This is a genomic window from Tomitella fengzijianii (assembly GCF_007559025.1).
GTDB lineage: Bacteria > Actinomycetota > Actinomycetes > Mycobacteriales > Mycobacteriaceae > Tomitella > Tomitella fengzijianii.
Genome location: NZ_CP041765.1, coordinates 1225338 through 1246496 on the forward strand (window position 1 = coordinate 1225338; position 21159 = coordinate 1246496).

The 21159-nt window shown below is 71.8% G+C and carries 16 protein-coding genes, 1 pseudogene and 1 riboswitch; of the genes and pseudogenes, 8 read left to right on the top strand and 9 right to left on the bottom strand.

From position 1 onward, the window contains the following. Window positions 1-105: 105 nt before the first annotated feature. Together FO059_RS05645 and FO059_RS05650 are read left to right on the top strand one after the other, a co-directional pair. Window positions 106-552 (top strand): cupin domain-containing protein, encoded by a 447-nt coding sequence (locus FO059_RS05645; protein ID WP_143907067.1) that lies wholly within the window; start codon window positions 106-108, stop codon window positions 550-552. Window positions 553-634: 82 nt separating this feature from the next. Further along, complete coding sequence (locus tag FO059_RS05650; RefSeq protein WP_143907069.1) at window positions 635-1936, top strand: family 1 glycosylhydrolase; 1302 nt, start codon at window positions 635-637, stop codon at window positions 1934-1936. A 48-nt stretch (window positions 1937-1984) separates the two neighbouring features. Here FO059_RS05650 and FO059_RS05655 read toward each other — a convergent pair whose 3' ends face one another. Next, complete coding sequence (locus FO059_RS05655) at window positions 1985-2425, bottom strand: PaaI family thioesterase (RefSeq protein ID WP_143907071.1); 441 nt, start codon at window positions 2423-2425, stop codon at window positions 1985-1987. Window positions 2426-2476: 51 nt separating this feature from the next. On the opposite strand from FO059_RS05655, the gene FO059_RS05660 reads away from it, so the two are divergent. Next, window positions 2477-3331 (top strand): MBL fold metallo-hydrolase, encoded by an 855-nt coding sequence (locus tag FO059_RS05660; protein ID WP_199257061.1) that lies wholly within the window; start codon window positions 2477-2479, stop codon window positions 3329-3331. Next, complete coding sequence (locus FO059_RS05665) at window positions 3328-4404, top strand: winged helix DNA-binding domain-containing protein (protein WP_233266884.1); 1077 nt, start codon at window positions 3328-3330, stop codon at window positions 4402-4404. The genes FO059_RS05660 and FO059_RS05665 overlap by 4 nt, the downstream gene beginning before the upstream one ends. A gap of 4 nt (window positions 4405-4408) precedes the next feature. Here the strand turns inward: FO059_RS05665 and FO059_RS05670 are convergent, their stop codons facing one another. The 3 genes from FO059_RS05670 to FO059_RS05680 are packed head-to-tail and all read right to left on the bottom strand — an operon-like array spanning window position 4409 to window position 6221. After that, window positions 4409-4828: a VOC family protein gene (locus FO059_RS05670; protein ID WP_143907073.1), complete on the bottom strand. Its 420-nt coding sequence runs from the start codon at window positions 4826-4828 to the stop codon at window positions 4409-4411. Window positions 4829-4833: 5 nt separating this feature from the next. Then, the gene (locus FO059_RS05675) at window positions 4834-5688 is read right to left on the bottom strand and encodes an AraC family transcriptional regulator (protein ID WP_143907075.1); all 855 of its coding nucleotides are present in this window, start codon (window positions 5686-5688) and stop codon (window positions 4834-4836) included. Between the two features lie 17 nt (window positions 5689-5705). After that, complete coding sequence (locus tag FO059_RS05680) at window positions 5706-6221, bottom strand: MarR family winged helix-turn-helix transcriptional regulator (protein ID WP_143907076.1); 516 nt, start codon at window positions 6219-6221, stop codon at window positions 5706-5708. Window positions 6222-6509: 288 nt separating this feature from the next. Between FO059_RS05680 and FO059_RS05685 the strand changes: the two genes are divergently transcribed. Then, the gene (locus FO059_RS05685) at window positions 6510-7379 is read left to right on the top strand and encodes a LuxR C-terminal-related transcriptional regulator (RefSeq protein WP_233266883.1); all 870 of its coding nucleotides are present in this window, start codon (window positions 6510-6512) and stop codon (window positions 7377-7379) included. An 8-nt stretch (window positions 7380-7387) separates the two neighbouring features. Then, the gene (mftG, locus tag FO059_RS05690) at window positions 7388-8881 is read left to right on the top strand and encodes a mycofactocin dehydrogenase MftG (RefSeq protein ID WP_143907078.1); all 1494 of its coding nucleotides are present in this window, start codon (window positions 7388-7390) and stop codon (window positions 8879-8881) included. Between the two features lie 52 nt (window positions 8882-8933). Here the strand turns inward: mftG and FO059_RS05695 are convergent, their stop codons facing one another. Continuing rightward, on the bottom strand, window positions 8934-9329 hold the full coding sequence (locus tag FO059_RS05695; protein ID WP_168226586.1) for an SgcJ/EcaC family oxidoreductase: 396 nt from the start codon (window positions 9327-9329) through the stop codon (window positions 8934-8936). A gap of 235 nt (window positions 9330-9564) precedes the next feature. Next, window positions 9565-9702: riboswitch (cobalamin riboswitch) on the top strand. A gap of 211 nt (window positions 9703-9913) precedes the next feature. Between FO059_RS05695 and metE the strand changes: the two genes are divergently transcribed. Beyond that, window positions 9914-12175, top strand: coding sequence for a 5-methyltetrahydropteroyltriglutamate--homocysteine S-methyltransferase (gene metE, locus FO059_RS05700; protein WP_143907080.1), 2262 nt, complete (start codon window positions 9914-9916; stop codon window positions 12173-12175). Window positions 12176-12279: 104 nt separating this feature from the next. On the opposite strand, the pseudogene FO059_RS05705 reads toward metE, so the two are convergent. From FO059_RS05705 to FO059_RS05720, 4 genes and pseudogenes are all read right to left on the bottom strand, one after another. Next, window positions 12280-15677 (bottom strand): annotated as a pseudogene (locus tag FO059_RS05705) (pyruvate carboxylase). Between the two features lie 81 nt (window positions 15678-15758). Continuing rightward, window positions 15759-16931, bottom strand: coding sequence for a bifunctional 2-methylcitrate synthase/citrate synthase (locus FO059_RS05710; RefSeq protein WP_143910483.1), 1173 nt, complete (start codon window positions 16929-16931; stop codon window positions 15759-15761). After that, the gene (prpB, locus tag FO059_RS05715) at window positions 16931-17845 is read right to left on the bottom strand and encodes a methylisocitrate lyase (protein ID WP_143907082.1); all 915 of its coding nucleotides are present in this window, start codon (window positions 17843-17845) and stop codon (window positions 16931-16933) included. The genes FO059_RS05710 and prpB overlap by 1 nt, the downstream gene beginning before the upstream one ends. Then, window positions 17845-19365, bottom strand: coding sequence for an MmgE/PrpD family protein (locus FO059_RS05720; RefSeq protein ID WP_143907084.1), 1521 nt, complete (start codon window positions 19363-19365; stop codon window positions 17845-17847). The genes prpB and FO059_RS05720 overlap by 1 nt, the downstream gene beginning before the upstream one ends. Window positions 19366-19576: 211 nt before the next feature. On the opposite strand from FO059_RS05720, the gene FO059_RS05725 reads away from it, so the two are divergent. Beyond that, window positions 19577-21061, top strand: coding sequence for a short-chain fatty acyl-CoA regulator family protein (locus FO059_RS05725; RefSeq protein ID WP_143910484.1), 1485 nt, complete (start codon window positions 19577-19579; stop codon window positions 21059-21061). The last annotated feature ends 98 nt before the right edge of the window (window positions 21062-21159 follow it).

Here is a 21159-nt window from a genome sequence, read left to right on the forward strand (position 1 = left end):
CTGCTCCGGCGGCGCGCGGATTGCGGTGGGAAAGCCGGTTCACGGCTGCCGCGCAGCGCGGCGGGGCTACTGTGACGATACTGTTCCGCAGCCGGCGAGGTGGCCATGTCGAGAGCGCAGCATCCAGCCCTGGTGCGCGGCGCCGTCTGCGCGGCGGTCGCGGCGTCGGCGGCGGCTCTCGCCGTGGCCGCGGCGGCCAACGCCGCGGCGACGCCGCCGTCCGGTGTCATTCCTGTGCCCCTCGGCACGGTGAATATCGGCGGCACCGATCTCACCGCGCGCGTCATCGTGTTCTCTCCGAGCGGCACGACGGGGTGGCACACGCACGACGGCGATGTGCCCGGGATCGTCACCGGCGGATTCATCACCCGCACGCTCGAGGATTGCTCCGTCTACACGGCCGGCCCCGGCGACCCGATGTCCGGCGGTGGCGCCGCGCACGTCGGCGCCAACACCGGCGACACCACTGCGTTCCTGTGGAGCCTGTACATCGACCAGGCCGGGGATCCCCCGGCGATCGACGCGCCTGCGGCGGACTGCCCGGGGCGATAGCACGGAGCCGGCCCCCGGAGCCGTAGCCGCAGGGTTCCGCGGAACCGCGCCGAACGCTCGTCCAGGGTGCTAGCTTCCAGGCATGCTGAAGCGGGTTGCAGTGCGGGTGGCCGGTGCGGCGGTGATGCTCGTCGGGCTCATCGCGGTGCCGCAGAACATCGCCGCGGCGGAGGGCGTCCCGGCGATGGGCGACGACTTCCACTGGGGCGTGGCGATGTCGGAGTTCCAGTCCGGCGGATTCTTCCCGGACAGCAACTGGACGCGGTACGCGCAGGAATCGGCCGATCCGTACTTGAACTCCGTCGATTTCCGCCACCTCTACCGCGAGGACATTCAGCTCGCGGCGGAGATGGGCGTGAACACCTTCCGGCTGTCGATCGAGTGGGCACGCCTGGAGCCGGCGCCGGGGCGGTGGGATGAGAAGGCCTTCGAGTACTACGACGACGTGCTGCGCGCGATCGTCGACGCGGGCATGCGCCCGATGCTCACGCTCGATCACTGGGTGTATCCGGGCTGGGTGGCGGACCGGGGCGGCTGGGCGAATCCGGACATCGTCGACCAATGGCTCACGAACGCCCGCAAGGTGGTGGACCGCTACGCGCATCTCGATCCCCTGTGGGTCACCTTCAACGAGGGCACCGCCTACGTGATGCAGGAGGTCAAGCACGGCGGGCTGTCGCCGGTGGACGTCCCCGTCATGTTCGACCGCATGGCGCAGGCGCACCGATCCATTTACGACTACATCCACGCCGTTCAGCCCGGCGCCATGGTCACCACCAACGCGTCGTACATCCCCACGGTCGAGCCGGTGATGGACGCGCAGCTCATCGACAAGGTGGCGGGCCGGCTCGACTTCGTCGGCATCGACTACTACTACGGCGTGTCGCCCGCCAACCCGACGGCGGTCTACGCGCTGCTCGACGAGCACTGGAAGGCCACCCTGGAGCCCGAGGGGATCTACTACGCGCTGCGGTATTACGCACGCAAGTTCCCGGGCAAGCCGCTCTACATCGTGGAGAACGGGATGCCCACCGACAACGGAGCGCCGCGCGAGGACGGTCAGACGCGCGCCGCGGCGCTGCGCGACGACGTCTACTGGATCCAGCGCGCCAAAGCCGACGGGATGAACGTGATCGGCTACAACTACTGGTCGCTGACCGACAACTACGAATGGGGCACCTACGCGCCCCGATTCGGGCTGTACACCGTCGACGTGCTCACCGATCCGACGCTGACCCGGCGCCCCACCGACGGTGTGGACGCCTACCGGCAGATCATCAGCACCGGCGGAGTGCCGGACGCCTACGTGCCCAGCCGCGCCCCGGCGGGGTGCTCGCTGGTGGACGCGCCGTCGAGCTGCCTGGACCCCGTGACGGTGGACTAGCGGCACGGGACCGACGATTCGGGGACTGACGGCACCTGGAACGGCGGATCAGTCGGCGTCCACGCGGATCATCGTCGCGACCATCGTGGCGCAGTGCGTCTCGCTCGCACCCGCCACGCCGAAAACGTCGGCCTGGCACACGGTGATGGTGCGGCCGGAGCGGACGACGCGGCCGCGGGCGACGATCCGGTCTCCGCGTGCGGGCGCGAGCAGGTTGGTCTTGAACTCGACGGAGAGCACCTCCGAGCCTGGGGCCATCAGCGTCAGCGCCGCGTAGCCGCACGCGGTGTCGGCCACTGCCGTCGTCACGCCGGCGTGGACGTATCCGGCCTGCTGGGTGAGCGCGTCGGCGAACGGCACAGCGATGTCGACCCGCCCGGGTTCCACGCGTTCGAGTAGCGCCCCATAGGTGGTCATCAGGCCCTGCCGCGCGAACGAGTCGCGGACGGTCTGCTCGAACCCGGGATTGCGCACCACATGTTCCGGCATCTCGACAGATTGTCATACCGGCAGGCGCCACCGGGTGGCACCATCGGTTCCGTGAGCGATCATCCGATCTGCGCGACCTGCGGGGTGCAGTTCCCCCGCGGCCACGATCTCGAGCGTTGCCCGGTGTGCGACGAGGAACGCCAGTACGTCGGTTACGGCGGACAGCAGTGGACCACGCTCGAGGCGCTCCGCGGCGACCATGCGAACGTGCTGCGCCAGGAGCCGCGCGGGCTGTGGGGCGTGGGCACGGAGCCGTGGTTCGGCATCGGCCAGCGGGCGCTCATCGTTCCGGGCGAGGACGCCGACGGCGCTCCCGCGAACCTGCTGTGGGACTGCATCAGCCTGGTCGACGACGACACCGTCCGGCGTATCGGGGAGCTGGGGGGACTGGCGGCGATCGCGATCTCGCACCCGCACTACTACAGCGCGATGCTCGAATGGTCCGAGGCCTTCGGCGGCATCCCTGTATACGTGCACGCCGACGACGCGCGATGGGTGGAGCACTGCGTGCGGGGGAGGGCGGACCCGGTGCGACTGTGGGAGGGGGACGCGTTCGAGGTGCTGCCCGGTCGCACGCTGCTCAACCTGCGCGTGCACTTCGCCGGCGGCACGGTGGTGCACTGGCCGGGCTCCGACGGCCGCGGCGCGGTGTGTTCCGGCGACATCCTCCAGGTGGTGTCCGACCGCCGCTGGGTGAGCTTCATGTACAGCTACCCCAACCTGATTCCGGAGCACCCCGACACAGTGCGCCGCGCGGTGCGGATGCTCGAACCTTACGATTTCGACATGGTCTACGGCGCGTGGTGGGGCAAGATCCTCGACGGGGCGCAGGTCGAGGGCGGCGCGAAGGTGGCGGTGCGCCGTTCGGCCGAACGCTACTTGCGGCACCTCGGGGAGGCGCTATGAGTGGCGCGACGGCGGCGCAGTCGCGGGAGATCGCCCGCCTGAGGCTGGCCGCGCAGCGGCTGGTGGGCGAGGGGCTGCCGGATGCCGCCTCCGCCGTCCGTCACATGTCCGCGATGCAGGGCCAGGACCTGCCCGGTGCGATGACGTCGGTCGCCCTGCGGGTGGACGGCCGCTCACGGCAGGACGTCGTGGACGCGATGAACGCGGGCGGCATCGTGCGGACGTGGCCGATGCGCGGCACGCTGCACCTGATCCCCGCGGAGGACCTGGGCTGGATCCTCTCGCTCACCGGTGAGCGGACGCTGCGGGCGACCGCCCGCAATCGCGAACTCCGCGGTGTGGACGACGCGCTGGTGGACCGGGCCCGCATGACGGCATTCGAGGCGCTCGCCGAGCGCGGCGCGCTCTCGCGGGACGAGCTGATGGCGCTGTGGACGGAGGCGGGCGTGATGAGCGACGGCGGCCAGGGGTACCGCCTGCTGTTCACGCTCGCGGTCGGCGGCGACGTCTGCTTCGGGCCGTTCGAGGACGGCGGGCAGCGCATCGTCGCGGTGGCCGACTGGATCCGGACGACGCCGCTGCCGGACCCCGACGAGGCGCTGGCCCAGTGGGTCCTGCGCTATTTCCGCAGCCACGGGCCGGCGACGGTGCGGGACTTCGCGTGGTGGACCAAGTTGCCGCTGAGCGCGATCCGCGCGGCGGTGGCCGAGGCCGCCGACGGCCTCGAGGCGTGGGCGGTGGGCGGCACCGAGTACTTGATGGCACCCGAGACCCCGGAGTTGCTCGCCGGGGCCGGGCGCGCTGCGGGCGGGACGCTGCTGCTTCCCGGATTCGACGAGTTCCTGCTGGGCTACGGGGAGCGCGGGGCGGCTCTGCCCGACGAGCACGCCGGCAAGGTGGTCCCCGGAAACAACGGGATGTTCCGCGGAACCGTCGTGTCGGGCGGCCGCGTCGTCGGCACCTGGAAACGCAAGGGCAGCGGCCGCGCCGTCCGCATCGACGCCGAGCCGTTCACCTCGTTCGCCAAGGCGGTGGCGACGGCGCTGCCCCGCCGGTTCGCCGCCCTGCCGTGAAGCGTCAACTCCGCGGCACCGGTTCGCCGCGGTAGGGGCCGAAGCTCCACTTGTTGCCCTCCGGGTCGCGCACGGCGAACTCCCGGTTGCCGTAGTCCTGGTCGGCGAGCGGGCGCATGATGTCGGACCCCGCGGCCCGCACCTTCTCGTAGAGTCCGTCGACGTCGTCGGTGACCACGTAGGCCCCGAACGATCCGGGTTCCAGCGCCCATTCGGCCCCGGGCTTGTGGTCGCCCAGCATGATTCCGCCGCCCTCCGGCCAGGCGAGCTGGGCATGGGCGACGCGCCCGCCGTCGGTGTAGCAGGCGGCCTCGATGAAGCCGAGCGTGCCGACGAGCCAGTCGATGAGGGCCCGGGCGTCGCGTGCCTGCAGCGACGGCCACACGGTGGGCGCCGGGGTGGTGGTGTCGTCTCTCGTGTTCATGCCGCTCAGTCTCCCGCGCGGCGGTGGCCCCCGGCTTGGATGTTTCCGATCTCCTCGTCCACGAACGCGCTGGGCGAGGTGTCGGTGAAGCGCCGGAACTCGCGTGCCAGGTGTGCCTGGTCGTAGAACCCGGCGGCGGTGGCGACGTCGGCCAGCAGAGGACGGCGGCCGTCGCGCACCGCGCGAGTGAGCGTGGCGAACGCGGCGTCGAAACGCATCAGCCGCCCGAGGTCGCGCGGGGTCACGCCGAGTTCCCGACGCACCACTACCGCCAGCTGCCGTTCGCTCAGGCAGGTGTCCCGGGCCAGTGCGGACACGGGGATCGCGCCGTCCGCCACGGCCAGCCGCACCCAGGCGGTGCGCACCTCGTCGCGCGGGCGGAACCGGGACCGTGCGTCGGACAGGCGGGCGCGCAGATAGCCCTCCACGGCATCGAACCGGCCGTCCCAACCGGGGATCTCGTGAAGTTGTTCGCGCAGCCGTGCGACGCCCGGGCCCAGTATTTCCTCGGCCTGCCAGGTGCGCTGGTCAAGTTCTCCGGTGGGAACGCCGAACAGCGCGGGCGCCGCCAGAGGGTGCACGGACACCTGGATGCCGCGCTGCCGCACGGGCTGCCGGATGTAGGCGGGAGCGATGTGCAGTCCGGCGACGAGGGTGTCGAAGGCGGTCAGGCGTCCCGCGTTCCAGTGCGGAAGAGTGTCGGCGCCCTCCACCGGGTCGTCCATGCTGAGGATGAAGGTGAGTCCCCGCGAAGGGATCCCGCGGTGCAGCCCGGCCTCCAGCCCGTCCGCCGCGTACCCGTACAGCGCGAGCACGCCGGGCACCTGCGAATCGCGGTGGACGAACTCGCGTGTGCTCACGGCGGCGCACCCGGCGCTCAGGTTTCGACGAAGTCGCCGGCGTCGCGACGCAGCTCGGTGAGTACCGATACGAGCTGCTCGACCGCCGGCCCGGCGAGTCCGGGGTCTGCGAAGACCTCGTCGTTGAGCCTCCCGGTGGCGATGCGGGCGAGCTCCCGGCCCTCGTCGGTGACTTCGACCAGCGTGGTGCGGCGGTCGCTGGGGTGCGGCAGCCGACGGACCATCCCGGCGGCCTCGAGGCGGTCGACGACGTTGGTGATGCTGGTGGGGTGCACCTGCAGCCGGGCGCTGGCCTTGTTCATGGGCAGGGCCCCGTGCCGGGCGAAGACCAGGAGCATGAGCATCTCGTACCGCGCGAACGTCAGCCCGTGGGGGCGCAGCACCTTCTCGACGCGGCTGAGCATGATCTGATGCGCGCGCATCACGGAGGTCACGGCGGCCATGCCGTCCGCCACCGGCCCCCAGCCGTGCGCGACCCACTGTCGACGGGCCTCCGCGATGGGGTCCTCGGGCAGGGGGGTCGGCGGACTCATGACACCGATCATACCGATTGCGGAGAGGCCGATTATCGGAAGGCCACGGACCTTCCGGCTCCGCCGACAGGCGTCGGCAGGTCGGCCCCGGCTGCGTCGCGGATCGGATCCCACCCGGACGGGGGTGGCCGACGGGGACGCGGGAGGGTATACGTCTATCGGGATGCGGCGGGATGCGGGACTGTCCTATCGTTGAATGTGACGGGTGTCTCGTTGCGAGTCCTGCCCGGCGGCGAGCGGCCTGCGGGCGCGTTCGCGGGCCCGCGAAGTTTCAGGTGAGGAGTACAGGTGGCACACGACGATCGCGTGGCCATTCGTGACGCCGTCGGTCGGCTGCACAGGGAGTCAGGCCTGCCGATGGTCTTCGGCGGAGCGATCACGGGCAGGGACAGACTCCAGATCACGGAGTTCGTGGGCGCCAAGAGTGGAACCATGCGCGGCCTGCGCGTGCAGGCGGGCTCCGGTCTGGGCGGCAAGGCCATGGCCATGCGGCGGCCCGTGCTGGTCAACGACTACGCCCGGGCGGATGCGATCACGCACGATTACGACGAGGCCGTCACCGGCGAGGGCATCCGCACGATGGTCGGCGTTCCGGTGCTCGTGGGGCGGTCCGTGCGCGGGGTCCTCTACGGCGCGCTGCGGGGCACCGTCGCGATCGGCGACCGGGTGGTCGATTCGATGGTCACGGTGAGCCGCGTGCTCGAGCAGGATCTGGCGGTGCGCGACGCCATGGAGCGCCGGCACCCGTCCAGTGCGATCTTCCCGCTGCCGGAGGAGCATGCCCTGGAACAGGCGCCGCCGGAGATCCGCCGGCGGCTGCTCGACCTGGCGGGCCGCGTGGACGATCCCGACGTGCGCGACGAACTCATGGATGTGGTGGCGCATCTCGCCGGCAATGACGGAGCCACCCCCGAAGCGCACCTCGAGGAGGTGCCTGCCGCGGCATCCGGTTCGGTGGTGCCACGCGTGCGGCTGAGCCCGCGCGAACGGGAGGTCCTCGCCCAGGTGGCGATGGGGCATACCAACGCCCTCATCGGCGAGCGTCTCGGCGTGGGCGCCGAGACGGTCAAGAGTTATCTACGCACCGCGATGCGCAAGCTGGGTGCCAACAACCGGATCGAGGCCGTGGTCGCGGCGCGACGATTCGGCGCGCTCTGAGCAGCGGCGTGGTCCCGCGGGCCGCCGACGTCGTCATCGTGGGCGGCGGCTCCTGCGGGTCGGTGCTCGCGGCCCGGCTGAGCGAGGACCCGGCCTGCTCGGTCCTGCTGATCGAATCCGGTGCCGGAGACCCGGTGCCCGCCTCCCCGACGCCGGCGCACATCCTGCCGATCGGCCCCGGATCGCCGCGCGTACGCCTTTACTCGACGACCTTGCGGCGCGGCCTGGCGGGGACGCTGGTGCGCGGCCGGGGTCCGGGCGGGTCCGGTGCCGTCAACGGCGCATACTTCGTCCGCGCCACGCCGGCGGACCTCGAGTCGTGGGGGAGTACGATCGGCGGTGGCCCGGGCCGGACCGGCTGGTCCTACGGCGACGCGCTCCCGTACTTCCGGCGCTCGGAGAACGACCGCGACTTCGGTTCGTCGTCCGCGCACGGTGCCGCCGGGCCGGTCCCGGTGTCGCGCCGCCCCGCGGGGGAGTGGAGCACGACGACGGCGCGGTTCGTGGCGGCGGCCGAGGCCATGGGATTCCCCGGCGAGCCGGACAAGAATGCCGGCGGGCCCCCGGGCATCGGCCCCGTGCCATGCAATATCGATCGCGGCATGCGCGTCGATCCCGGCTCCGCGTACCTCGCGGCCGCGGCGGAGCGCCCCAACCTGACCGTCTGGACGGGAGCGACCGTCGCGGGGCTGCAGTCCACGGCGGGCGCCGTGCGCGCGGTGCAGGTGATTCGGGACGGGGAATCGCTGCTGGTGGAGGCGGGCACCGCGGTGGTGGCGGCGGGGGCCATCGAGACGCCCGCACTGCTGTGGCGCTCCGGCATCGGCGATCCGCGGATTCTCGGGGCGGCGACGGTGCATCCGCTGCCGGGGGTGGGACGCGAGTTCTCGGACCACCCGGAGATCACGGTCCCCTACGATCCGGTCCCGCGACGGCCGGCTGCCGATCCGCTCGTCGCAGAGCGTGTCCCGCCGCCGATCCTCGAGGCCTGCCTCAACCTGAACTCCGGTGACGGCGCCGTGGAGATCCGTCCCTACACGGCGTCCTTCGGCGACGCGGTGCCGGGGAACCCGCGCATGCCGCCGGTGCTGGGCGCCGCACTCATGGCACCGCGGGGGAGAGGCCGGATGGTTCCGCACCCGACGGACCCGCTGGGCGCACCCCGGATCGAACACCACTATCTGTCGGATCCGCGGGACAAGGCGGCCGCTGTCGCGGCGGTGGACCTGGCCCGAGGGCTGTTGGACGCGTCGGGCATCGGCGCGCCGATCGATGGGATGACGCCGCACCTGGGCACCTCGCAGCATCTCAGCGGAACTTGCCCGATGGGCTCCGACGTCGGCACGTCGGTGGTGGATCAGTGCTGCCGGGTGCACGGAATCGCGGGGCTCTACATCGTCGACACCTCGGTGTTCCCGCGGGTGCCCAGTAGGGGACCGCACGCGACGGCGGTGATGCTCGCCGAGCGTGCCGCGGAGTTCATCGCGTCCGGATTCCCCTGACGGCGCCCTCGGGCGTTCCCGGCCGGCCCCGTACTTCCGGCCGGGCCGCACCTCAGCGCGGGCGGACCACCCGGTAGTCGGAAGTGTGCCAGAACGCCTGCATGCTCGTGATCCTCGCGTCCTCGTCGAACGTCATGACGTCGATGGGGGTGACTTCGACGGTGCGCTCGGGCAGCGTCGTGGTGATGCGGAACCGGAAGGCGGCGTTGTCGCCGGAAATGCGGCAGTCCAGCAGTTCCGACTCGTTGTGGTATCCGGCGGACTTCGCGTAGAACGCGGCGATGGCGTCTCTGCCCCGGTGCGCATCGGTGCCCACCGGGTCCTCCACGGTGGCGTCCGGCGCGTAGAGGGCCAGCACCGCATCAGGATCGGTCGCGCCGACGGCGTCGACGTAGGCCTGGACTGTTGCACGGATCGCTTCGCGCTTCACGGAATCGTCGACGGCCACTGTTCCTCCTGCGTGTTGCGGCGTGTGCTTCCTTGGAACGTTATTCCAGGCCGCGGGCCATTGCGATGGACACGCCGCAGAACCGCGGACCGGGAACTCAAAGGACGGTGTTCCCTTTTAGTCGGTGGGGCCGTATGCTGGCGACTGCAGCTGGTTCGCCCGCCGCGGTCGCAAGGAGCCCCGAGGACCGCGCCGGGCGTCGAAACCCCTGTGCCGCAACGGCACGGGCGGCGAGAGGGAACCCGGTGGGAATCCGGGACTGTCCCGCAGCGGTGAGTGGGAACGAACCCCGCCAATGAGCACTGGGCGTACGCCCGGGAAGCGGCGGGCAGTAGGTGCGGCCGACGCCGCGGGCCCGCGAGTCCGAAGACCTGCCGGCCGTGACGGGCACGCCGTGCCCGTCGGACCACCGCCTCGGGGAATGGGCGTGTCGACAGGCTCGTGTCACAGTGCAGGGAGAACTGCACGGCAGCGGGACTGCAGCGGATCCCGGATCCGCATCGCAGTCCGGTGCTGCCAGGGGCTCGGGGCGTGCGCACGTACCTCCGGCGGTGGTGACACCGACGTTCCTACTGGAGACACACGTGAACACGACATTCACAGCGACAGTTCTGGGCTCACCGCGCATCGGCCCCCGGCGTGAGCTGAAGAAGGCGGTCGAGGCCTATTGGGCGGGCCGCATCGACGCCGACGAGCTACTGGCCACCGGGGCCGCGTTGCGCGCGGACATGTGGTCGCAGCAACGGGCCGCGGGGCTGGACTCCATCCCGGTCGGCACCTTCTCCCTCTACGACCAGGTGCTGGACACCGCGGCCATGCTGGGAGCACTCCCGGAACGGGTCGCGGGAATCGCCGACCCGCTCGACCGCTACTTCGCGGCCGCGCGCGGCAACGACACGGTCGCCCCGCTGGAGATGACCAAGTGGTTCGACACCAACTACCACTACCTGGTCCCCGAGATCTCCCCGCAGACGCGGTTCGCGCTGGATCCGTCGAAACCGCTGGGCGAACTCGCCGAGGCGCGGGCTCAGGGCGTGCCGGCGCGCCCGGTGGTGATCGGGCCGGTCACGTTCCTGCTGCTGTCCAAACAGGTCGACGCGTCAGGCCCGCTGCTGGACCGCATCGACGAGCTGCTTCCGTTGTACGCCGAGCTGCTGGGACTGCTCGCCGAGGCGGGCGCGGAATGGGTGCAGATCGACGAACCCGCGCTGGTCGGCGACCGCACCGACGACGAGATCGCCGTCGCCCGCCGCATCTACGACGAGTTGGCGGCCCTGACGCAACGCCCGGCGATCCTCGTCGCCTCGTACTTCGGCAGCCTCGGTGACGCGCTGCCGGCTCTGGCCGCCACGGGCATCGAAGGCATCGCCGTGGACCTGGTGGCGGGATCGGACGCGCCCGCATGGGTGCCGGGCCTGGCGCGCAAGCATGTCGTGGCGGGCGTCGTCGACGGCCGCAACGTGTGGCGCACAGACCTGGAAGCCGCCCTGGGCACGCTCGTGACACTGCTGGGCAGCGTCGGGTCGCTGGCGGTGTCCACCTCGTGCTCGCTGCTGCACGTGCCGTACACGCTCGAAGCGGAGTCCGGACTGGAGGAGCCGCTGCGTTCCTGGCTCGCGTTCGGCGCGGAGAAGACCGGCGAGGTCGTGACGCTGGCGACCGCCCTGAGCCGGGGGCGTGACGCCGTGGCGGGCGCGGTCGAGGCCGGCGGCTCCGCGGTGCGGTCACGGCGCGAGGACCCGCGCCTGCACGACGAGACGCTGCGCGCGCGGATCGACGCGCTGACCTCGGGGACCAGGGGCAGGAGCGAAGCCGACGTCCGCCGGCGGGCCCAGCAGGGCCTCGGCCTGCCCGTGCTGCCGACCACCACGATCGGTTCGTACCCGCAGACCCGGGAGATCAGGCTCGCGCGCGCCGCGCTGCGCAAGGGCGAGATCGACCAGGCGGAGTACCTGCGCCGCATGCGGAGTGAGATCGGCGACGTGGTGGCGCTGCAGGAGGAGCTGGGCCTGGACGTGCTGGTGCACGGCGAGCCGGAGCGCAACGACATGGTGCAGTACTTCGCCGAGCAACTGGACGGATTCTTCGCCACGCAGAACGGCTGGGTGCAGTCCTACGGCAGCCGATGCGTGCGCCCGCCGATCCTCTACGGCGACGTGCGGCGGCCGAGCCCGATGACGACCGAGTGGATCACCTACGCCCAGTCGCTCACCGGCAAGCCCGTCAAGGGGATGCTCACCGGCCCGGTGACCATCCTGGCGTGGTCGTTCGTGCGCGACGACCAGCCGCTGGCGGAGACCGCCGACCAGGTGGCGCTGGCGATCCGCGACGAGACGGTGGATCTGCAGGCCGCCGGCATCCGGATCATCCAGGTGGACGAGCCGGCCCTGCGGGAGCTTCTGCCGCTGCGCGCCGCGGAGCAACAGGCCTACCTGGACTGGGCGGTGGGGGCGTTCCGGCTCGCCACGTCGGGCGTGGCCGACTCCACGCAGATCCACACGCACCTGTGCTATTCGGAGTTCGGTCAGGTGATCGGCGCCATCGCCGGACTGGACGCGGACGTCACGTCCATCGAGGCGGCCCGCTCGCACATGGAGGTGCTGGGCGACCTCAACGAGGTGGGCTTCGACCTGGGGGTCGGGCCCGGGGTGTACGACATCCACTCGCCACGGGTACCGGGTGTGGACGAGATCGAGGAGCTGCTGAAGGAGGCGCTGGCGGCCGTGCCCGCGGAGCGCCTGTGGGTCAATCCCGACTGCGGGCTCAAGACCCGCGGAACCGAGGAGACGACGGCTTCGCTCCGCAACCTGGTCGAGGCGACGCGACGGGTGCGCGCCCGGCTGTAGCGGATGGGGCGCATCCCGCCCCGATCCGAGAGCCCTCTGCACGGGCCGAGCACCGGTTCCCCGGGTTTCCGGGAGAACCGGTGCTCGGCTCGCAGGGGTCGCCGCTAGTGTGCGTCCGGCTCGATCACCGCCAGCAGGTCGCCGCCCTCGACCTGGGCGATCCCGGCGACCGCGATGCGGCCCACGGTGCCCGCCACGGGCGCGGTGATCGCGGCCTCCATCTTCATCGCCTCGATGCTCGCGATCGGTTCGCCCGCGGCGACGTGGTTCCCGACACCGACCGCGAGCGTGACGACCCCCGCGAACGGGGCCGGCACCTGGCCCGGCTGCGCCGGATCGGCCTTCTCCGCCCGGGGCCGCTCGTCGACGATCGACTCGTCGCGCACCTCGATCGGCCGCAGCTGCCCGTTGAGCGTGCACATCACCGTGCGCATGCCGCGCTGGTCGGCCTCGGAGATCGACTCGAGACCGACGATCAGCGTCTTACCCGGCTCGAGCTCGATGCGGTGCTCCACGCCGGGGATGAGCCCGTAGAAGAACTCCGCCGACCCCAGCACCGACGTGTCGCCGAACTCCCCGCGGTGTGCGGCGAAGTCGCGCGCGGGTGCGGGGAAGAGCAACTCGGACAGACGGTGCCGGCGCAGCCTGCCGGGCGAGGCGAGCATTGCACGGTCGTCCACGCTCAGCGGCGACTGCGGCTCCGCGGCACGCCTGCCGGTGAGGGCGCTGCCGCGCAGCGGCTCGGGCCAGCCGCCTGCGGGCTCGCCCAGCTCGCCGCGCAGGAAGCCCGTCACCGAGTCCGGAATGTCGAAGCCCGCCGGATCGGCCGCGAACTGCTCGGCGGTGGCCCCGGCCCCCACCAGGGCGAGCGCGAGGTCGCCGACGACCTTCGACGACGGGGTGACCTTGATCAGCCGGCCCAACACCCTGTCGGCGCCCGCGTAGGCGTCCTCGATGGTCTCGAACCGGTCGGCCAGCCCGAGCGCCGCTGCCTGGCTGCGCAGGTTCGACAGCTGCCCGCCGGGGATCTCGTGGCGGTACACCCGCCCCGTCGGCGCCCCGATCCCCGTCTCGAACGGCGCGTACAGGCCGCGCAGCGCCTCCCAGTACGGCTCGAGCGCGCACACCGCGGCGAGGTCCAGGCCCGTCTCGTACTCCGTGTGGGCGGTGGCGGCGACCAGCGCCGACAGCGGCGGCTGGCTGGTGGTGCCCGCCAGCGGCGCCGCCGCGCCGCCGCGCCGTCGACCGCCGACGCCCCCGCCGCCGCGGCCGCCAGATACGTGGCGAGCTGCCCGCCCGCGGTGTCGTGCGTGTGCACGTGCACCGGCAGCCCGAACTCCCGGACGAGCGCACCCACCAGGGCGGTGGCCGCGGCCGGGCGCAGCAGCCCCGCCATGTCCTTGACCGCCAGGATGTGCGCGCCCGCCGCGGCCGCCTGCTCGGCGATCCGCAGGTAGTAGTCGAGGGTGTAGAGGTCCTCGGCCGGGTCGGCCAGGTCGCCGCTGTAGGCGAGGGCGACCTCGGCGACGGCCGTGCCGGTGGCGCGCACCGCGTCGATGGCCGGGCGCATCTGCTCGACGGAGTTGAGCGCGTCGAAGATGCGGAAGATGTCGACCCCGGTGGCCGCGGCCTCGTCCACGAACCCCTGGCACACGGCGTCGGGGTAGGGGGTGTAGCCGACGGTGTTGCGGCCGCGCAACAGCATCTGCAGGCAGATGTTGGGCACGGCCTCACGTAGTAGGGCGAGCCGCTCCCACGGGTCCTCCCGCAGGAACCGCAGCGCCGTGTCGTAGGTGGCGCCGCCCCATGCCTCGATCGACAGCAGCCCGGGCAGCATGGCGGCGGTGTGCCCGGCGGCGGCCACCAGATCGTAGGTGCGCACCCGCGTGGACAGCAGCGACTGGTGCGCGTCGCGGAAGGTCGTGTCTGTGACGGCGAGGCCGGGCTGTGCGCGCAGTGCGGCGGCGAACTTCTCGGGCCCGAGCTCGCGCAGTCGCTGCCGCGAGCCGGCGGGCGCCGGGAGACCGGTGCGCGGCAGCTTGGCCTGCGGAGAGACGGCGGTGGGGCGCGGGCCGTGCGGGGCGTTCACGGTGACGCCGGCGAGGTAGGTGAGCAGGCGGGTGCCGCGGTCTGCGGGGGTGTTGCCGGTGAGCAGCTGCGGGCGATGCGCGATGAAGCCGGTGCCGACCGGGCCCGCGGTGAAGTCGGGATCCTCGAGCACCGACTGCAGGAACGGGATGTTCGTGGTCACCCCGCGGATGCGGAATTCGGCCAGCGCGCGCCGGGCCCGGGTGAGCGCACTGGCCCGGTCGGCGCCGCGGCAGGTGAGTTTGACCAGCATCGAGTCGAAGTGCGCGCCCACCTCCGCGCCCACCGAGGTGCCGCCGTCGAGGCGGATTCCCGCCCCGCCGGGAGTGCGGTAGGCGGTGATCTTCCCGGTGTCGGGGCGGAAGTCGTCGGCCGGGTCCTCGGTGGTGATGCGGCACTGGATCGCCGCGCCCCGGATGGCGATGGTCTGCTGGCGCAGGCCCAGTTCTGCGAGGGTGGCGCCGGTGGCGAGGCGCATCTGCGCGCCCACCAGATCGAGGTCGGTGATCTCCTCTGTGACGGTGTGCTCGACCTGGATGCGCGGGTTCATCTCGATGAACACGTGCCGGCCGTCCGCGTCCACCAGGAACTCGACGGTGCCGGCGCAGGTGTAGCCGACGTGCCGGGCGAAGGCGACCGCGTCCGTGCAGATCCGCCCGCGGAGCGCCGGGTCGAGGCCGGGGGCGGGCGCCTGCTCGATGACCTTCTGGTGCCGGCGCTGCACCGAGCAGTCGCGTTCATAGAGGTGGATGACCTCGCCGGACGCGTCGCCGAGCACCTGCACCTCGATGTGCCGGGGCGCGGTCACGGCCTGCTCGAGGTAGACGGCGCCGTCGCCGAACGCCGACGCCGCCTCGCGTGATGCCGCCTCGATCGCGGCGGCCAGCACCTCGGGGCGCTCGACCTGCCGCATCCCGCGGCCCCCGCCGCCGGCGACGGCCTTGACGAACAACGGGAACCCGACAGCATCAGCCTGCCCGGCGAGGGCGGCGAGGTCGGTGGTCGGTGTGGTGGAGGCGAGCACCGGCAGCCCCGCGGCGCGGGCGGCGGCGATCGCGCGGGTCTTGTCGCCCGCGAGCCGCAGCACGTCGGCGTCGGGGCCGATGAAGGTGATGCCCGCCGCCGTGCACGCGTCGGCGAGGCCGGGGTTCTCCGAGAGGAACCCGTAGCCCGGGTACACCGCATCCGCCCCGCACTGACGGGCGACCCGCATGATTTCGTCGGTGTCGAGGTAGGCGCGGACCGGATGGCCCGGCTCACCGATCTGGTACGCCTCGTCCGCTTTGAACCGGTGGGTGCTGCCGCGGTCCTCATACGGATAGACGGCGACGGTGCGGGCGCCGAGCTCCACCGCGGCGCGGAACGCGCGGATGGCGATCTCACCGCGGTTGGCGACGAGGATTCTGGAGAACACTGGTGGTTGCCTTCCTGTACGGGGAAGACGCAGAGCGGCACGCCTCGCGTGCCGCTCTGCGTCCGGGGTGCGGGGCCGCGATCAGGCGGGAACGGCCCGCTGCGGTACGCCGTTGTATTCGCTCAGCGGCCTGATCAGCGCGTTCGACTGGCTCTGCTCCATGATGTGGGCGGTCCAGCCGGTGATCCGGCTCATCACGAAGATCGGCGTGAACATCGGGATGTCGAACCCCAGCAGGTGGTAGGCAGGCCCGGTGGGGAAGTCCAGGTTGGGTTTGATGCCGGTGGCGGCCTGCATCTCGGACTCGAGGATGCGGTAGATCTCCAGCCACGCGCCGCCGTCGCGGCGGTCGGCGATCTCGCCGAGCGCCACGCGCATCGTCGGCACCCGAGAGTCGCCGTCCTTGTACACGCGGTGGCCGAAGCCCATCACCTTCTCGTGGGCGTCGAGCTTCGCACGCAGCCACTCTGCCGCCCGCCCGGGCTCGTCGATCTCGATCATGTCGTGCATGACGGCCTCGTTGGCACCGCCGTGCAGCGGCCCCTTGAGCGCGCCGATCGCTGCGGTGACCGCGCTGTACATGTCCGACATGGTCGAGGTGACCACGCGGGCGGTGAACGTCGAGGCGTTGAAGCTGTGCTCGGCGTAGAGGATCAGCGACGTCTCGAAGGCGCGCACGACCTCGGGTTCGGGGGCCGCACCGAAGCACATGGTGAGGAAGTTCTCGGCGAATCCCAGCTGCGTGTGCGGGGCGATGGGGTCCTGGCCCCGGCGCCGGCGCATGTCCGCGGCCACGATCGTCGGCAGCAGCGCCATGATGCGCAGCGCCTTCTCCCGTGCGGCGACGAGGGCGCCGGCCGGGTCGGCCGGGGCCGAATCCTCGTCAGGGTCTTCGGAACCCAGATAGCTGACCACCGTGCGCACCACGTCCATCGGGTGGCAGGTCTCGGGCAGCTTGGCCAGCAGCGTCAGCAGCGAGCGGTCGGCGCGGCGCTGCGCGCGCTCGCGCACGCAGAACTGCTGCAGCTGGAGCGGGGTGGGCAGCTCGCCGTTCCAGAGCAGGTAGGCGACCTCCTCGAAGCTGCACCGCGCGGCGAGGTCCTGCACTGCGTAGCCGCGATAGGTCAGTGAGTTGGTCTCGGGGATCACGGCGGAGATCTCGGTGGTGTCGGCCACCACGCCCGCCAGACCTTTGCGGATGTCCGGCGCCGACCCCCGGCCGTCGAGCGCGGCGCCGTCGGCTTGCTCCGGCATCATGCGCCTCCTTCCAGCGTGAAGTTGAACAGCGAGGTGTCGAAGGCGTTGTAGCCCTCGTAGTCGAGCAGCTCGTAGAGCCGGCTGCGGTGCTGCATGCGGTCGAGCATCCCGGCCTGGGTGCCCTCGGCGGCGAGCTCGCGCAGCCCCTCCTCGGCGGCGAACATGGCCAGGCGCAGCGTGGTGACCGGGTAGATGACCGCGTTGTAGCCGATGTCCTGGAGCCGGCGTGCGGGGATGAGCTCGGACTTGCCGAACTCGGTCATGTTCGCCAGCAGCGGCACGTCGACGGCCTTGCGGAAGGCCTCGAACTCGGCCTCGTCGGCCAGCGCTTCGGTGAAGATCATGTCGGCGCCCGCGTCCGCGTAGGCCTTGGCCCGGTCGATGGCGGCATCCAGCCCCTCGATGCCGCGGGCGTCGGTGCGCGCGCAGATCACGAAGTTCTCGTCGCGGCGGGCGCCGACGGCGGCGCCGAGGCGGCGGACCATGTCGGCGGCCGGCACCACGGCCTTGCCGTCGAGGTGCCCGCACCGTTTGGGGTTGACCTGGTCCTCGAGGTGGCAGCCTGCCACCCCTGCGTCCTCGAGGTGGGTGATGGTGCGCGCCGCGTTCATCGGCTCGCCGAAGCCGGTGTCGGCGTCGACGAGCGTGGGCAGGGACGTGACGCGGGCGATCTGGCGGCTGCGGTCGGTGACCTCGCTCAGGGTGGTCAGGCCGATGTCCGGCAGGGCCAGGTCGGCGGAGACGACGGCGCCGGAGACGTAGACGCCCTCGAAGCCGACCTCCTCGATGAGCGTGGCGGTGAGCGGGTTGAAGGCGCCGGGCAGCCGCACGATGGTGCCCGACGTCAGGCCGGCGCGCAACGCCGTGCGCTTGTCGGCGGCGGGCACGTCGGAAGTGATCAATCCGGTCATCAGAACAGTCCTTCCGGGAGGCTGGGGGCGGCGGCGAGCGCGCCGCCTGCGGCGGTGAAGGTGAGCAGGCCCAGTTCGTCGGGGCGCAGCTCGGCGGCGCGGACGGCGGTGGCCAGGAAGCGGTCCTGCTCGTCCGGGGCGACGACGCCGTCGGCGAGCGACCGGAACTTGGCCACGTACTGGGAACGGCCGAACGGGCGGGCGCCCTGCGGGTGCGCGTCGGCGACGGCCAGCTCGTCGACGATGACCTCGCCGCAGTCCAGGGTGATCTCGGCGCGCGCGCCGAACGCCCGGGCCGCCGGGTCGGGGTCGTGATACCGGCGGGTCCATTCGCCGTCCTCGGCGGTGGCGACCTTCCGCCACAGCTCGACGGTGTCGGGGCGCTGTGCCCGCTCGGGGGAGTAGGAGCGCTCGTGGTGCCACGTTCCGTCCTGCAGGGCGACGGCGAAGATGTACATCACCGAGTGGTCGAGGGTCTCGCGGCTGGCGTGCGGGTCGAACTTCTGCGGGTCGTTCGCGCCGGTGCCGATCACGGTGTGCGTGTGGTGGCTGGTGTGCAGGGTGACGGTGGCGATCCGAGACAGGTCGCCGATGCGCCCGCGCAGCCGGAAGGCCAGGTCGATGATGGCCTGCGCCTGGTATTCGGCCGAATGCTCCTTGGTGTAGCTGTCGAGGATGGCGCGCTGCGGGGCGCCGGGCGCGGGCAGCGGAATCTCGTAGACGGCGTCGGGCCCGCCGAGGAGCCGGGCGATCACCCCGTCCTCGCCCTCCCAGATCGGGGCCGGGGCGCCCTCGCCGCGCATCGCCCGGTCCACCGCCTCGATGGCGGCCTTGCCCGCGTAGGCGGGGGCGTAGGCCTTCCAGCTGGAGATCGCGCCCTTGCGGGACTGCCGGGTGGCGGTGGTGGTGTGCAGGGCCTGGCCGATCGCCTGGTAGATCACCTCGGGATCCAGGCGCAGCGCGGCGCCGATGCCGGCGGCGACCGACGGGCCGAGGTGGGCGACGTGGTCGATCTTGTGCTCGTGCAGGCACATCCCGCGCGCCAGGTCGATCTGGATCTCGTACCCGGTGGCAATACCGCGCACCAGGTCCGCGCCGGATGCCCCTGCGTGCTGGCAGGCGGCGAGGATCGGCGGGATGTTGTCGCCGGGATGCGAGTACTCGGCCGCCAGGAACGTGTCGTGGAAATCGAGCTCGCGCACCGCGACACCGTTCGCCCACGCCGCCCACTCCGGCGACACGGCCGAGTCGACGCCCCACGCTGGTGCGCCGCCCGAGGCCGCCGGGTGGGCGAGAGCCTGAGCGCGTGCCGCTCTGGGCGGACGGCGGGTGAGCGACGCGGCGGCGACGGCGGCGTCGTCGATGATGCGGTTCACGACCATTTCGCGGACCGTCTCGCAGGCGGGGGGCGCCTGGGCGGCGATCTGCGCGATCTTCCATGCGAGGTGCTCGTCGCGGGGGAAGTCCTCCGCCGAGCGGCGGGTGCGGACGGTGTGGACGGAAAGACCCGGTGCGGGCATGCGGCCTCCTGTGTGGTGCTGGCGATTCGCACGCTACACAGGCGGAGAAGGCGCTGAGAATACCTTGCTGATGCGTATTTCTGTGGCGATCTACCGATGATTCTGCGGATGTTGTGAAGGGCTGTGCGGATACACTTCCATGTGCGATGCGGCGGCCGGCCCGTGCCGACCGCGCGTGGGAGCGGTGACGGGTGCCGGGAGGTCGATGGCGATGCAGAAGATGTTCGTCGGCGCGCGTCTGCGTCGGCTCCGCGAGGAGCGCAGGCTCAGCCAGGCCGGCCTCGCGCGTGTGCTGGAACTGTCGCCGAGCTACGTCAACCAACTCGAGAACGATCTGCGGCCGCTGACCGTGCCGGTGATGATGCGCCTGAGTTCCGCGTTCGATCTGGAGCTGGACTTCTTCGCTTCCGACGGTGACGCACGGTTGATCGCAGACCTGGACGAGGTGTTCGCGGACAGTCCCGCCACCGAGCGGCCCACGGTGCGCCAGGTGGAGGAACTCGTGTCGCGTATGCCGGATGTCGGCCGAACGCTGGTGCGGCTGCACCGGCGGCTGCACGCCGCCACCGAGCAGGCCGAGCGGCTCTCCGGCCGGGCGGTGGCCCATCCCGACGGGGCATCCGCGCCGGCGTCGGAGCCGGACGGGGCGGGCGACTCCGCTGCGGTGGGCGACGGGATCGAAGGACTCGCGACCCCGTACGAGGACGTCCGTGACTTCTTCTACGGGCGTCGGAACCATTTCGCCGAGCTCGACTCCGCGGCGGAGGAGCTCTTCGAGAGTTGTGGCCTGCGGCCGGGCGGCCTCGACATCCAGCTCGCCCGGCTCCTGCGTGACGAGCACGGGGTGACCGTGCGGCTGCGTACGGACGACCCCCGGAGCCCCGGCCCCAAGCGCGAATACGATGCGGCCGCGGGCGTGCTGTTCCTCGCCCGTCGCCTGGACGCCGGACAACGCGCGTTCCAGATGGCGACGCAGATCGCGCTGCTCACACGGCGCGCGGTGATCGACGCCATCGCCGACGCGAGCGGTCTCGCCCCTCAGTCCGCCGCGCTGGCCCGCGTGGGCCTCGCCAACTACTTCGCGGGTGCACTGCTGTTGCCGTACACACGGTTTCTGGATGCGGCGGAGGAGTTGCGCTACGACATCGACCTGCTCTCGGTGAAGTTCGAGGTGGGGTTCGAGACGGTCTGCCACCGGTTGTCCACGCTGCAACGACCGGGACAGCGCGGGGTGCCCTTCTTCTTCGTGCGCACCGATCGTGCGGGGAACATCTCCAAGCGGCAGTCGGCGACGGCCTTCCACTTCTCCAGGGTCGGCGGCAGCTGCCCGCTCTGGGTGGTGCACGACGCGTTCGCGTCGCCGGGGAGGGTGCTCACCCAGGTGGCGCAGATGCCCGACGGTCGCACGTACCTCTGGATCGCGCGGACCACCCACGAAGACGGCCGCGGCTACCGTGCCCCGGGCCGGACGTTCGCCGTGGGGCTGGGGTGCGATATCGGTCATGCGGACCGGCTCGTGTACTCCGAAGGCCGGTCGCTCGCGGATCCGGGCGCCATCGTCCCGATCGGTGCCGGCTGCAAGGTGTGCGACCGCCCGCAGTGCGCACAGCGTGCGTTCCCGCCGCTGGGAAGCCGCCTGCAGATCGACGAGGACGTCAGCAGTCAGCTGCCGTATCGGCACGCGTACACGGAGTAGGACCGCCCGGGAGTCGATGCGCGCGCCGGCCGGCGCCGGCCCGGGGCCGCTCGGACGGCGGCGGCACCTGCCCGGCCGGGCAGTTCTCCGCTGCCGCC

Bases quoted from the DNA above. Each gene is read 5' to 3' on its own strand.
- FO059_RS05645 (WP_143907067.1), top strand. From the start codon at position 106: ATGTCGAGAGCGCAGCATCCAGCCCTGGTGCGCGGCGCCGTCTGCGCG.
- FO059_RS05650 (WP_143907069.1), top strand. From the start codon at position 635: ATGCTGAAGCGGGTTGCAGTGCGGGTGGCCGGTGCGGCGGTGATGCTC.
- FO059_RS05655 (WP_143907071.1), bottom strand. From the start codon at position 2,425: ATGCCGGAACATGTGGTGCGCAATCCCGGGTTCGAGCAGACCGTCCGC.
- FO059_RS05665 (WP_233266884.1), top strand. From the start codon at position 3,328: ATGAGTGGCGCGACGGCGGCGCAGTCGCGGGAGATCGCCCGCCTGAGG.
- FO059_RS05670 (WP_143907073.1), bottom strand. From the start codon at position 4,828: ATGAACACGAGAGACGACACCACCACCCCGGCGCCCACCGTGTGGCCG.
- FO059_RS05680 (WP_143907076.1), bottom strand. From the start codon at position 6,221: ATGAGTCCGCCGACCCCCCTGCCCGAGGACCCCATCGCGGAGGCCCGT.
- FO059_RS05710 (WP_143910483.1), bottom strand. From the start codon at position 16,931: ATGCCGGAGCAAGCCGACGGCGCCGCGCTCGACGGCCGGGGGTCGGCG.
- prpB (WP_143907082.1), bottom strand. From the start codon at position 17,845: ATGACCGGATTGATCACTTCCGACGTGCCCGCCGCCGACAAGCGCACG.
- FO059_RS05720 (WP_143907084.1), bottom strand. From the start codon at position 19,365: ATGCCCGCACCGGGTCTTTCCGTCCACACCGTCCGCACCCGCCGCTCG.
- FO059_RS05725 (WP_143910484.1), top strand. From the start codon at position 19,577: ATGCAGAAGATGTTCGTCGGCGCGCGTCTGCGTCGGCTCCGCGAGGAG.